This window comes from Bradyrhizobium sp. WSM2254, from assembly GCF_000472645.1.
GTDB lineage: Bacteria > Pseudomonadota > Alphaproteobacteria > Rhizobiales > Xanthobacteraceae > Bradyrhizobium > Bradyrhizobium niftali.
Window position 1 is genome coordinate 77,468 of sequence record NZ_KI421444.1, and the last position, 12,338, is coordinate 89,805.

General features: G+C 62.7%; 12 protein-coding genes. 8 read left to right on the plus strand and 4 right to left on the minus strand.

The genetic code is table 11. The features are described 5' to 3' along the window. Positions 1-8 precede the first annotated feature (8 nt). Genes A3M7_RS0138085 through A3M7_RS0138100 form a run of 4 tightly spaced genes read left to right on the plus strand, consistent with a single transcriptional unit; the run spans position 9 to position 4,261 of the window. Positions 9-2,516 carry an alpha/beta hydrolase gene (locus A3M7_RS0138085; protein ID WP_027548566.1) on the plus strand — a complete coding sequence of 836 codons (2,508 nt, stop codon included), beginning with the start codon at positions 9-11 and terminating at the stop codon, positions 2,514-2,516. A gap of 9 nt (positions 2,517-2,525) precedes the next feature. Next, positions 2,526-3,389 (plus strand): alpha/beta fold hydrolase, encoded by an 864-nt coding sequence (locus A3M7_RS0138090; protein ID WP_027548567.1) that lies wholly within the window; start codon positions 2,526-2,528, stop codon positions 3,387-3,389. Between the two features lie 18 nt (positions 3,390-3,407). Then, positions 3,408-3,758 carry a phasin gene (locus A3M7_RS0138095; RefSeq protein ID WP_027548568.1) on the plus strand — a complete coding sequence of 117 codons (351 nt, stop codon included), beginning with the start codon at positions 3,408-3,410 and terminating at the stop codon, positions 3,756-3,758. Between the two features lie 59 nt (positions 3,759-3,817). Further along, on the plus strand, positions 3,818-4,261 hold the full coding sequence (locus A3M7_RS0138100) for a potassium channel family protein (RefSeq protein ID WP_027548569.1): 444 nt from the start codon (positions 3,818-3,820) through the stop codon (positions 4,259-4,261). A 40-nt stretch (positions 4,262-4,301) separates the two neighbouring features. Here A3M7_RS0138100 and A3M7_RS0138105 read toward each other — a convergent pair whose 3' ends face one another. Further along, entirely contained in the window at positions 4,302-4,985 is a 684-nt protein-coding gene (locus tag A3M7_RS0138105) for a helix-turn-helix domain-containing protein (protein ID WP_027548570.1), read from the minus strand. 327 nt (positions 4,986-5,312) lie between these two features. Here A3M7_RS0138105 and A3M7_RS0138110 point away from each other — a divergent pair, with 327 nt between their 5' ends. Then, positions 5,313-5,945 (plus strand): response regulator transcription factor, encoded by a 633-nt coding sequence (locus tag A3M7_RS0138110; RefSeq protein ID WP_027548571.1) that lies wholly within the window; start codon positions 5,313-5,315, stop codon positions 5,943-5,945. A gap of 186 nt (positions 5,946-6,131) precedes the next feature. After that, positions 6,132-6,500, plus strand: a complete 369-nt coding sequence (locus A3M7_RS0138115) for a response regulator transcription factor (protein WP_198033895.1) — start codon at positions 6,132-6,134, stop codon at positions 6,498-6,500. 21 nt (positions 6,501-6,521) lie between these two features. Here A3M7_RS0138115 and A3M7_RS0138120 read toward each other — a convergent pair whose 3' ends face one another. From A3M7_RS0138120 to A3M7_RS0138130, 3 genes are read right to left on the minus strand one after another with little or no spacing between them, the layout of a single operon-like run. After that, positions 6,522-7,100: an invasion associated locus B family protein gene (locus A3M7_RS0138120; protein WP_027548573.1), complete on the minus strand. Its 579-nt coding sequence runs from the start codon at positions 7,098-7,100 to the stop codon at positions 6,522-6,524. 30 nt (positions 7,101-7,130) lie between these two features. Beyond that, complete coding sequence (locus A3M7_RS0138125) at positions 7,131-8,024, minus strand: S9 family peptidase (RefSeq protein WP_027548574.1); 894 nt, start codon at positions 8,022-8,024, stop codon at positions 7,131-7,133. An 11-nt stretch (positions 8,025-8,035) separates the two neighbouring features. Beyond that, complete coding sequence (locus A3M7_RS0138130; RefSeq protein WP_027548575.1) at positions 8,036-9,724, minus strand: aspartate:alanine exchanger family transporter; 1,689 nt, start codon at positions 9,722-9,724, stop codon at positions 8,036-8,038. A gap of 143 nt (positions 9,725-9,867) precedes the next feature. Here A3M7_RS0138130 and A3M7_RS0138135 point away from each other — a divergent pair, with 143 nt between their 5' ends. Together A3M7_RS0138135 and A3M7_RS0138140 are read left to right on the plus strand one after the other, a co-directional pair. After that, a complete protein-coding gene (locus A3M7_RS0138135) occupies positions 9,868-10,551 on the plus strand; it encodes a YoaK family protein (protein WP_027548576.1) in 684 nt (227 codons plus the stop codon). Further along, entirely contained in the window at positions 10,548-12,239 is a 1,692-nt protein-coding gene (locus A3M7_RS0138140; RefSeq protein ID WP_027548577.1) for a SulP family inorganic anion transporter, read from the plus strand. The genes A3M7_RS0138135 and A3M7_RS0138140 overlap by 4 nt, the downstream gene beginning before the upstream one ends. Positions 12,240-12,338: the final 99 nt, after the last annotated feature.

The window sequence follows — 12,338 nt, forward strand, 5'->3', positions numbered from 1 at the left end:
AGTTCGTCATGATCGGGACCGGGATCTTGAAGCGTTGCTTCGTCAGCCTGATCGTATTGCTGGTCGGCACTGCTCTCGCAGTTGCACAACCCTTCACGCGCAGATCGTCGCAAGAGAAGCATGACGGGCTGAAGAAGACCTACGAGGTCGCTAACTTCCGCCTCGGCGGCAAGTACGACCTCGCCAATCCCTCCAAATGGGAGAATGGCGGGGAAGGGGGCGTGACGCTGGAATCGCTCGGCGCCGGCAAGCTGCGCACCGCCTATATCGCGATCGGCAACGCGAAGCGCAACGCGGCCGGCGAGATCACCAATGCCGTCGTCATCAGCTCCTATTATTCCGGCGATTCGACCGACATGTACGAGCAGTGGGTGGTTGGCGCCCCGCTGTCCGGCGGCGTGCCGATCGTCGGCCCGGGTAGGCCGATCGATACCGACAAGTACTATGTCATCATGGTCGATCCGCTGGGCACCTGGGGTGCCAGCAAGCCGTCTGATGGCCTCGGCATCAAGTTTCCGCAATACAGCTACTACGACATGGTGCAGGCCAACTACCGCCTGCTGCGCGACGGGCTGAAGGTCGCGCGCGTCGCGCTGGTGACCGGCGTCTCCATGGGCGGCACGCAGACCTATGTCTGGGGCGTCATGCATCCGGAATATGTCAACGCCATGATGCCGATCGGCGGCACCACGCAATCGGACGGCGAAGACCCCGTCGGCAACTGGACCTTCCAGATGATGACGGCCGCGATCGAGGGCGATCCGGTCTGGCAGGCGACCAAGGGCGACTACTACAAGCTGCCCAAGGAGAAGCATCCGATGCCGGGCGTCGCCTTCGGCTGGTCGATCCTCGGCATGACGGGCTACGACTTTGCCTTCCGCACGACCCAGAACTGGGCCGCAGTCCAGCCCGAAATCTTCTACTGGGATGCGCCGAACGAGAAGGCCGGTTTGAACGTCACCAATCGCGCCAAGCTCTATGACGCCGTCGACCTCGTCTGGCGCAACCGGGTCGGCGAGACCCACAACATCAATCCCTACCTCGGCCGCATCCAGGCGCGCACGCTGGTGATGCACATCACCAACGACCTCTGGCTGAACTTCAAGCTGGCGCAGAAGGCCGTCGATCGCGTACCCGGCGCCGACCTGATCGCCCAGGAGAGCCCGGTCGCCCATTACGGCGTGTTCCCGATCATCAACCAGCGCAAGAACGACCCGAAGTTCGTTGCCTTCATGGACGACGTCGCGGCGCTCGATCGCGCGCAAAAGTTCGTCGACAAGAACTATCGCGTGCCTGGCGTTGCCGAGAACATCGATCCGGCGAAATCGTTCTGGAAGGACGCCGTGACCTATCCCTATCCGGTCAAATACGCCAATGCCAAGGACGCGCGCGGTACCACCTGGCAGATCGGCTACATGGATGAGTATGCCGGCACCGACAAGGATCCCAAAGTGCTCGTCATCATCCATGGCAAGGGCGCGTTCGGTGGCCATTACGGGAACGTCATGCAGTACGCGCTGCGTAGCGGGCTCCGCGTGATCGTGCCCGACCTGCCGCATTACGGCATGTCCGGACCCGGCAATCTCGACAAGAGCCCGGCGCGCACCATGCAGGACATGCGTGAGGTCATCAACGACCTCGTCGTCAACCAGCTCGGCGTCAAGAAGGCCTATTATCTCGGCCACTCGCTCGGTGGCCAGTTCGTGGTGGGCTATGCCCTGACCTGGCCGGATGCGGTGCAGGGTCTCGCACTCGAAGCGCCGTCCGGTCTCGAAGAGTATCCGCGCGAAATCACCATCGCCAAGGACAAGAAGGCGCCGCTGTTCGAGCAGGGCCAGGGGCGCGACTTCGACAAGTGGAAGCAAGTCTGGGACCAGACCGGCATTCTTGCCGCGGAGAAGGCGCGCGACGAACAGAGCGTGCGCGACTTCTTCTATTTCAAGAAGCGTGATCCCAACACCGGTGTGGTTTCGGCGGCGAAGAGCGGCTACTTCTTCAGCGACAGCGAATATGCTCGCTTCCACACCGAGCAGCGCGTCGGAATGATCAAGGGCAATCCGAAAGAGCTCGAGCAGTGGTGCAACGTCTTCATCTTCGACATCTACACGATCGGGGCGGAGCTCCAGCAGGATGATCCGAAGAATCTCTACGAGCGGGTCACCCAGGTCAAGGCGCCGATCTTCCTCGCGTTCGGCGACAAGGAGCCGTTCATTCCGACGCCCGCCTTCAACGGGCTGACGGATCTCGGGCGCGACGTGATCACACCGTTCATGACGCGCATGACCAACGCCGGCAACCGGCCCATGCTCAAGATCTATCCGGAGACCGGACACTTCATCCACACCGACAACCCGGTGGAGTTCTCGGCTGACGTCGTGGACTTCGTCACCAAGGGAACGGTCGACACGTCATCGCCGATGGGCACCGATCGCATGATCAAGGGCGCGGTGGCATCGGCCATCCCGGTCGCCCCGACGCCGCCAGGTGCGGCGCCGACGGCCGGTCTCAACAAGTAGGGTCGGTTCATGCCGAGGGTGCGCGCGGGCGACGTCGAGCTGGGCTGGCGGGAGTGGGGACGAGGCGACGTCACCGTCGTCTTCATCCACGGCAATCTGGCCAGCAAGGACTGGATCGAGCTTGCCGCACCAATGTTTCCGAGCGGGCTGCGGGTGATCGGGATCGACTGGCGCGGCTGCGGCGAAAGCGATCGGCCAAAGCCCGCCGCCGATTACTCCAACTATTCGATGCAGCAGCATGCGCACGACATGCTGACGGCACTCGATGCGCTGGAGATCGGATTTTGCCATCTGGCAACCCACTCGACCGGTGGCATCATCGCCGCCCGTATGCTCTTGATGCAGCCGCAGCGGTTCGGGCGGGTGTTCGCGCTCGATCCGGTGACGCCGCTTGGCATGTCCTTCAATGCCGACCAGATCGGTCTCTTCCGGGCGATGATGGCAAGCAAGGAGTTGACGCGGACCGTGATGGCGACCGCCGCGTCCTCGCTGTTCGAGCCGGACAGCATGGTCCCGAACGCGATTCCGCGCTTCCGTGAGGGACTCGGCGAAATCCAGGCGCTGTTCGACCGGATCATCGAGCAGACCTTTGGTGTCTCCGAAGGCATCTGGATCGGAACGCCGGTCAATCTCACCCGGGAGCGGGAGAGCAGGGAATTGGAGCGCCGCATGTCGGAGATCCGGCATCCGCATTTGGTGCTGTGGGGCGAATGGGATGGTTGGATCCCGCCCACCGACCTGCGCGCCATGGCCGAGGCGATGCCGGAATGCCGGCTCGTGGTCGTCCCAAACATCGGACATTCGATGAACCTGGAAGTGCCGGCCCTCTACGCCGGCTATTTCGGTGCCTGGTTCGGGGGGCTCTCGGCATAAATCACAGGGAGTATTGTCATGGCAGAGATCAATCCATCCGCCGAGAACATCCGCGGGATGCTCACCGAAGCGCTTGCGCGGTTGCGAAAGGCCAATGCGGAGTATTTTGAGCTGCTGGAGAGGGGGCTCAGTTCCTCGCCGCTACCGATCGCGGACCAGGCCAAGCAGTTTTGCAGTTTCATGCAGCGCAACGCCAGCGCGACGTTCGACTTTGGCGACAAGCTCGTTCAGGCCAAGGACGTTCAGGATGCGCTCCAGCTTCAATCTGAATTCTTTCAGGGGCAGATGCAGGCCTTGACCGATCAGGCCAGGAGCATGGGCGAGTCGGCGATGAAGGCGGCGACGGGCGCGTTCACGCCCAAAAACTGAATGGCCTGAAACCCGGCGTGAGGCGATGAACAGCCTTGCGCCTTGCCCATGCGAGCACAATGGCGGGTCAATTCCTTGTCGGCGCGATCGTCAGCGTCATCAACATCATGATCCACGCCCTGGTGACCGTGGGAGCCATCGGCATCGCCCGCACCGCCGGGCGGGGATATGCCGCGCGGCCGCGGTTGCATCTGATGGCCGTCATGGTCGCAACAGCGTCGGCGCTGATGGTGTCGCACACGATGGAGGTTCTGGTCTGGGCGCTGGCCTATGCCATGGTCGGTGCCGCGCCGGCCGGTAGCGACCTGATCTATTTCGCCTTCGTCAACTACACCACGCTGGGTTACGGCGACATCACGCCCATACAGGCATGGCGGCTGACGGGTCCGATGACCGCGATGAACGGCATCTTGATGTTCGGCTGGTCGACCGCAGTCCTGTTCGAGGTCTTGCGCAAGACGCTCGACGATCTCGGAGTGACCAAACTGCCGGACGCCAGGTGATCTCACCAGGTGATCTCACGTTGACGAATGGCAGTCGCGCTCAGTTTTGCAGGTCGAGACTGGCGAGCTGCTGCCGGTCCAGCAGCACGATCTGGCGCTGGGTATTGCCGATGAAGCCGAGGACACCGAGATCATGAAGGTGCGATATCGCCCGCGAGACGGTCTCCAGTGTCAAGCCGAGGTAATCGGCGATATCGCGCCGGGACATCGGAAGTGCCATGACATCGACCCCGGAGAGCCGCTTGTCCATTTCGAGCAGGAAAGCGGCGACGCGCTCCAGCGACGTCTTCCGGCCGAGCAGGAGCATGTGATCCTCGGCGTGCTGCAAGTTGGTCGTCGTCATGCTGAGCAGGTTGCGCGCGACCATCGCGTCGCTCTCCGCCACCAGCTCCAGGCTTTGCCACTTGATCAGCCGGACGGTGGTATCCACGATCGCCTCGGCGGTGAACCGATGCTCCTTGCCGTTCTCAAGTCCGAAAATGTCTCCGGCGAGGTGGAAAGCGCCAATCTGGCGGCGACCGTCCGACAGGAGCTTATAGCTTCGCACTGCACCAGACCTGACCTGATAGACGTAATCCGCAGGTTCCTTCTCGCCGTAGATCTCCGTGCCCTTTCTATATGTAAATTCGTTTAAACTGACGATTGGATTTGACTCGCTCGTCATGCCGAGGTCTTTGAGCGAATTGGGGCGGGGAGACACGTCTGTCGTGATGCGCACAAACATAGGCCAACTCCTCAACTGATCGCTGAATTGGTCTGCTAGACTGATATTTCGCCACAGGAAATGTGCCGCCGATGTCGCAACTCCCGCTCGGGGCGATTTACGACTAACGCCGTATTCTTCACCATTGTCATATGGTTCATTGTACCAAGGGACAGGTCGGTAGGATGGTGCGCGGAACGAGAAGAGCGGCTCCTGCGTCCGATCGAGCTTCGCGTCACAGACTCTGACTTGCGAAAACTTCTGCATTAACGGGATCGCTAGATCGCTTTGGCCCATCCCTGTGCTAGGTAAGCCGTTAAAGCAGTTGCAAGAGACAGAGAGGGCCCATTGCCTGGCCTTGTTCACGTGGTCGACGACGATGCCTCGTTCCGAACAGCGATCGAGCGTCGGCTTAAACTTGCGGGCTACGACGTCGCGACCTATGCCTCCTCGCAGGACCTGCTCGATCGTCTGCCCCGCGGAGAGCTGCCGAGCTGCATCCTCCTCGATGTGCAGATGCCGGGCCTGACCGGACCGGATCTGCAGACGCGTCTTCATGAGCTTGGATCGACCGTGCCGATCGTGTTTCTGACCGGGCATGCCGATACCGCGACGACGGTGCGGACGATCAAGGCCGGTGCCGAGGATTTCCTGACCAAGCCGGTTTCGTCGGCGCAGCTGATTGAAGCGATCGAGCGCGCCTTGTCACAACAGCAGATCGCGCGCGAGCAGCGTAGTCGGCTCGATTCGCGTCGCGCTCTCGTCGCGTTGCTGACGCCGCGCGAACGGCAGGTGTTTGACCTGATCGTGCGCGGGAAGATCAACAAGCAGATCGCGTATGAATTGGGAACGACCGAACGCACGGTCAAAGCACATCGACACCAGGTGATGGAGAAGATGCAGGTGAGCTCGCTCGCGGAACTGGTTTCGACAGCGCAGCTGCTTGGTATGCTGGATCCTGAGAGCGGCTCACACGGCTAGGCGATGATTAATTCCAGGTTCCCTCTGTGACTTGCACCAAAGGTCAATGGAAATCCTCCCGAGAGGGGTATTTCAACAAGCCGAAGTGTTTGACGCACCGGCAGACGAAGAAACCTCGAGGCGCCCGACGCGTTCACGCAAGTCCATCGTGTTCTGCCGAGCTTTCCGTGTATGGAGTTGGGCCACTTGTCGCACCGCAAGTCCATCTTCGTTGTGGATGATGACCCGTCCATGCGCAGGAGCATGAAGCGGCTGCTGCAGGAGCATGGCTTCGAGGCAAAGCTGTTCGAATCCGCCGATGCGCTGCTAAATCATGGCAACTTTCAGCAGGCGTTTTGTATCATTCTGGATATCAATCTGGATGGCGAATCTGGAATTGATCTGCAACGCAGGCTTGTGGAGCAGAAGGTCCAGGTGCCGATTGTCTTTGTCACCGGCAACGACAATCATGAAAGCCGCACGGCGGCAATCGCATCGGGATGCATCGCCTATTTGACCAAGCCCTTTGCCGCGGCCTCGCTCATTGAGAGTGTGGAAAGAGCCCGTGGTCGCTAGGTTGGACAAATTGGTTGCGGGCTATTCGTCGATTTGCTGGTCGAACGTTTGGGCCGGCGGCCCCTTGTGAGCAAGGGCGAACTGAGCAAGCGGCACTGAGGCGGTAAGCGACAGCAGATTGGGGTCGACAACCTCCAGCGCGAGCGTCTTGCCCGCTTCCATCTCCCTTATCAGGCCGGGCTTTGCCACATCGGCCGCAATGCAGGCGTTGTTCAGGCACCATGTGTACGGCACGGCATAGGTGTTGCCTTGGTCGACCCTGAGTTTGACGGGCACCTGGACAAACATGCCGACCGGAACGAACATCTGCAGCCGTGCCGTGTGGTCGCCCTCACGTTCGATCAAGTCCAGCCGAACTGCCGTCTGCCCCGTGTCGAACGTGCCGGTGATCGACGTCCGGCACACGGCCTTGGCGCCGCCCGGCTTGAAGCACAGTTTTCGCCAGTCGCCATATTTGATGTCACTCGCCATGCGCTGCCCCCGCGGTGAAATCTCGGCGGAGGCGGGCCTGGTGGCGGTGGCGACGAGCAGCAGAAGCACGACAAGTGCGGTCGCGTGATTGCTCGTTACCCGGATGGATTGGCGATGTGGGCGTGCCATTGTGTCGCCTCCAGAAATCGATTGCGCCGTCTATTTGAGTTCGTCGAGAAATCTGCTCACGAGCGGGGACCAGATCGGAACGGCATTCGGCGAGCCGATGAAGAAATGCCCTTCATCGCCAAACGGCGGCACCAGATGGTATTCCGCCTTGCCCCCGACCGAGGTGAAGGCCTCATGCATCCGCTTCGAGAGCGCGGGGCCGAAGAACGTGTCATTTTCGATATAGATCCACAGCATCGGCACCCGCGAGGTGCGACCGAAATCCATCGTCGCCTCGACCAGTTTATCCGGGGCGCAATTATTGTTCGGCTTGCCGCCGACACGCCCACCGCGGCCGCCGGCGAAGGCGATGATCGCTCCGACCTGCGGCGGGTTCAGACTGGAAAGCGCGATGGATGCCCAGGCGCCCGCAGACTGACCGACAACGACGACATCCTTCGGCGTGATGCGTTTTTCGGCGGCCAGGAAATCGATGATCCAGAGGTCGACTTGTGCCACCGCGAGGCCGGCATCACGGAAATTGGGATTGGAGCACTTGCCGACCTTGGAAAAGAAGGGTCCATAGAGCCCGCGCTCAGGAATATCGATGGCGGAGGCGCCGTAACCGGTGCCGACGGGCGCGACCACGAAGTAGCCGCGCCTTGCGAACCATTTCGCCGCATCGCGAAACTCGACGAGTGGAAAGAAGCTGCGCTGTGTCGGGTCGAGCGACACGCCGTGGTTCATGATTGCGAGCGGGAACGGGCCATCGCCAACGGGGCGGACCACATAGGCGAACATCGGCAACGCCAGCGGCAACGCCCAAACTTCCTCCTGGATGCCGCGCGAGGCGGTCTGATCGTCGGCCAGTGACGGTGCGATCAAGGAAGACGCAAGCAGCTGCGCGACCACCAGTAGCCGCTGGATCCATGCCCGGGGCCGCATTCCTTCCTCCCTCAACCAACGAAGGTGCAGGCCACGATGATCGGCCCGAGCACGGTCAGAACCACATTGCCGACGGCGTAAGGCACGGCGACGCCGAGCACCGGCGTCTGGCTCTCGGCGATCTCGCAAGCCCCGGTCACGGCCGCATCGACCGTCATGGCGCCGGCGAGGGCTCCACAGGTGATGACCGGGTTCATGCGCAGGACGTGATAGGCAAACAGCGTCGCGACGATCAGCGGCACCAGTGTGACCGCGAGGCCCATGCCGACCAGCAACAGGCCGTGCGCCTGGATCGCGACCCAGGCGGCGTGACCGTTGGCGAGGCCGATCGCCGCGATGAATCCACCGAGGCCGAGATCGCTCAGCGTCTGCTGCGCGGCCGGCGGCATTGCGCCCATCGTCGGCCGGCGCGAGCGCAGCCAGCCACAAAGGAGGCCCGCGATCAGTGCGCCGCCGCCGCCGCCGAGCGTCAGCGCGATGCCGCCGACCTTGAAGCTGACGAGCCCGGCCAGCAGTCCGGCGGCAATGCCTGCCGCAAGGAAGGCAATGTCAGTACGGTCGCCGGAGCGCACGATCTGCCCGACCTGCTTCGCCACGCGCTCGATGTTATGGGTGCTGCCGACCAGCGTCATGACGTCGCCGACATAGATGCGTGTATCGGCGCTCAGCGGTGCTTCGCGCCCATGCCGCGTCAGGGCGCGCAAAAACACACCGCGTGCATCGCCGCCGATGCGATCGGCCACATCCCGGATGGATCGGCCGTGGAGGTTGCGGTTGTCGACCAGCACATCAAGCACATTGCCGGGGATCGCCTTCAGGATCTCGTCGGCATCGATCTCGGTGCCGATGATCGGCTTGGCGGCGACAATGGCAGCAGTTCGACCGGCGATGACGACGTCGTCGCCGGCCTCGAGCACGGTGTCCAGGCGCGGCTCGATATCGGCGCCCTGGCGCACGATTCGCTCGATTACCGTGCGGCTGCCGATATCCTCCTCGATCGCCTTGACGGTTTGGCCGGCCGCAGCCGTGACGCGATAGGCGCGAGCCTGGAACTTGCGATAAGATAGGTTCTCGGTCTTCGGCGGCGCGCCGCCTGAAAGCTCGGTCTCCAGCCTTTTCGCCTCGTCCTTGAGATTGACCCCCATCAGTTTCGGCGCCGCGAAGGGGACGAAGAGCAGTGTCAGAATGTAGCCGAGCACGTAGGTGACAGCATATCCCGCTGCGATATTCGCTTCCTGTTGCTCCAGCACGGTCTTCGGCAATCCAAGCTGAGCCAGCGCGCCCGATGCCGTGCCGATCACGGAGGACTGCGTCAGTGCGCCAGCCGCAAGCCCGGATGCCGTGCCGGGATCGAGCTTGAAGGCGAACGCAAAGGCCAGCACGATCACGAGGCCGGTCCCGCCGAGCACGAGCGCCATGGCAACCTGGGCCAGGGTGCGGACACTCAACGAGGCGAAGAACTCCGGTCCGGACTTGTAGCCGATCGTGAATACGAAAAGACTGAACAGCACGATCCTCAGCAGCGCGGGGAACGTAAAGGTGCCGAGTTGTCCGATCAGGACGGACACGATCAGGATGCAGGCTGTGGTGCCGATCGCGAAGCCGTGGATCTTGAGGCGCCCAAGCAAGGTGCCGATGGCAACCGCGAGCAGCAGGAAGATCTCCGGAGCGGTGGAAATGATCCACCTGACAGTGTCCATGATGGCAAATTCCCGGACGCAATGATTGACATCGGATTCGCTCCCGGGAACCGGGCAACTGCTTGATTTAGATCAATCCCAAGCGGTCATCGCTGCGGCGTCTTTTGGATGATGCAGCGCCTGCGACATCCGAAATCCGCACCATGAGCACTCTGGATCTAGCTGCGAGCGCATCGTTGCGGCGCGATGAGACGCTTGAGGTCGCGCTGTTGCTCGCCTTCGCCGGCGGCTATCTCGACGCCTACACCTGGATGATCCACGGCGTCATGGCGAACGCCCAGACCGCCAATCTGGTCCTGCTCTGGGTCTATGGTTCGGTGGGCAATTGGGCTGCGGCGCTTCATTTCGTGCCGCCGATCCTGTCATTTGCGATCGGTGTCCTGGTTGCGGCCCGGCTGCGCCACGCGACGGGAGATCGGGCCAGCGTCATCAGCACGCTGATCGAGATCGTGCTTCTGATCGCCATCGGAATCCTGCACAACCGGATGCCCGATCTTGCAGGCACGCTGGGCATTTCCTTCGTCGCGGCGATGCAGACCGCAGTTTTCACCAAGGTCGAAGGCGTGGTCTACAGTTCGGTGATGATCACCGGCAACATGCGTCAGGCGATCGAGGGTGCGTTTGCGGCGGTCGTCGGCGGAGGTCAGCCGGCGCCGCTTCGCCGCTCGGGCATGTTTGCAGCGTTGTGCGTCATGTTCGGCGTGGGAGCAGCCGTCGGGGCCTTCGCGACAAAGTCCTTCCCGAACCTGGCGCTCGGCATACCCGTGATCACCTTGCTGATCGTGTTGCTGCGCTGCGAGGTCAAGCGCAGCGAGGCCCCCGCATGAACGCTCCGTCCGGGCCACTGGGGAACCGGCTGCGGTTCTTTCCGCCGTCGAGCTGGCTTGCGACCTATCGCAGGTCGTGGCTGCCATCGGACGCGGTTGCCGGTGTCACGCTTGCCGCTTACGCAATTCCGGTATCGCTGGCCTACGCCGCGCTGGCCGGGCTGCCGCCGCAGGTGGGGATCTACGGCTACATGCTCGGCGGCATCGGTTACGCCTTGCTGGGCTCGTCGCGCCAGCTTGCGGTCGGCCCGACGTCGGCCATCTCGCTGATGATCGCGGGCACGGTCGGGTCGCTCGCCGCGGGCGATCCGGTGCGCTATGGGCAAATTGCAAGTCTTGCCGCCTGCGCGGTCGCAGTGTTGTGCCTCATCGCCTGGCTGTGCAAGCTCAGCGTCCTCGTGCGTCTGGTCAGCGACAGCATTCTCGTCGGCTTCAAGGCTGGCGCCGGCCTCACCATCATCATGAGCCAGTTGCCAAGCCTGTTCGGTGTTGCCGGTGGCGGCCACAACTTCTTCGAACGCGGCATCAAGCTCGCCGGGCAGCTCGGCGACGTGAATCCGCTGATCCTCGTCGTCGGTCTGGTGGCACTCCTGCTTCTGCTGACCGGCGAACGGCTCCTCCCCGGTAAGCCGGTCGGGATCGCGGTTGTGGCGCTGGCGATCGTGGTGGCAACCGCGCTCGGCCTGCCGGCTCTCGGCGTGCCTGTGACGGGAAAAATCCCCCAGGGGCTGCCGGTGCCTGGCTTGCCCACGTTCGGCCTGCTGGAGTTCGACGATCTCTTTCCGCTCGCCGCCGGATGCGTGCTGCTCGCCTACATAGAGGGTGTTTCGGCGGCTCGGAGCTTCGCCGCCAAGCATGGTGACAGCCTTGACGTCAGGCAGGAGTTCCTGGGCCTCGGTGCGGCCAATCTCGCCGCGGCCTTCGGTCACGGCTATCCCGTGGCAGGCGGATTGTCGCAATCCGCCGTCAACGACAGCGCGGGCGCTCGCACGCCGTTGGCGCTGGTCATTTGCTCGGTGACGCTGGCGCTGTGCCTGTTGTTCTTCACAGGGCTATTGACCAATCTGCCCAAGGCGGTGCTGGCCGCCATCGTTTTTGCCGCCGTCTACCGGCTCGTCGACATCCGCACGTTGGTGCGGATGTGGCGCGTCAGCCGCATCGATTTCTACGCGGCGGCCATTGCATTGGTATCCGTCCTGCTGCTCGGAATCCTGCAGGGTGTTCTGCTGGCGTCGATCGCCTCCATCTTCCTGCTGCTGGCGCGCGCGTCACAGCCGAATGTGGCGTTCCTCGGCAAGCTCCCGGGCAGCGGCCGGTATTCCGACAGGGCCAGGCATGAGAACGTGGAGCCGCTGGTCGGGATCATCGCGTTCCGCCCCGAAGCCTCGCTGCTCTATATCAATGCCGAGACGATCCTGGAGGCCGTGCTGAATGCGCTCCAGAGGTCGTCGGACGTCAGGCTCGTTGCCTGCGACCTCTCGGCGTCGCCTTACATCGATCTGGCCGGCGCGCATATGCTACGGAATCTCTACGACGAACTCGCGTCACGCCATGTCGCGTTCTGCATCGTCGGCGCGCATGCGCAATTGCGCGACTTGCTGCGCGCCGAGGGGCTCGCCGAAAGGACCGACAGCGGGCAATGGTTGCGGTCGCTCGACAGCGTGCTCGGCGACGACCAGGCCAGATAGCTTTCGGGACATTTGCCGATCTCCGGCGCGACTTTCGTCCATTCGCGTGCGTCCGTGTTGCATCGCGAAGCGTGCAGGTCGCTCGCAGGCCGGCTGATT

Coding starts and splice junctions, on each gene's coding strand:
- A3M7_RS0138085 (WP_027548566.1), top strand. CDS start 9: ATGATCGGGACCGGGATCTTGAAGCGTTGCTTCGTCAGCCTGATCGTA.
- A3M7_RS0138120 (WP_027548573.1), bottom strand. CDS start 7,100: ATGGCACGCCCACATCGCCAATCCATCCGGGTAACGAGCAATCACGCG.
- A3M7_RS0138140 (WP_027548577.1), top strand. CDS start 10,548: ATGAACGCTCCGTCCGGGCCACTGGGGAACCGGCTGCGGTTCTTTCCG.
- A3M7_RS0138090 (WP_027548567.1), top strand. CDS start 2,526: ATGCCGAGGGTGCGCGCGGGCGACGTCGAGCTGGGCTGGCGGGAGTGG.
- A3M7_RS0138125 (WP_027548574.1), bottom strand. CDS start 8,024: ATGCGGCCCCGGGCATGGATCCAGCGGCTACTGGTGGTCGCGCAGCTG.
- A3M7_RS0138130 (WP_027548575.1), bottom strand. CDS start 9,724: ATGGACACTGTCAGGTGGATCATTTCCACCGCTCCGGAGATCTTCCTG.
- A3M7_RS0138095 (WP_027548568.1), top strand. CDS start 3,408: ATGGCAGAGATCAATCCATCCGCCGAGAACATCCGCGGGATGCTCACC.
- A3M7_RS0138135 (WP_027548576.1), top strand. CDS start 9,868: ATGAGCACTCTGGATCTAGCTGCGAGCGCATCGTTGCGGCGCGATGAG.
- A3M7_RS0138105 (WP_027548570.1), bottom strand. CDS start 4,985: ATGTTTGTGCGCATCACGACAGACGTGTCTCCCCGCCCCAATTCGCTC.
- A3M7_RS0138100 (WP_027548569.1), top strand. CDS start 3,818: ATGGCGGGTCAATTCCTTGTCGGCGCGATCGTCAGCGTCATCAACATC.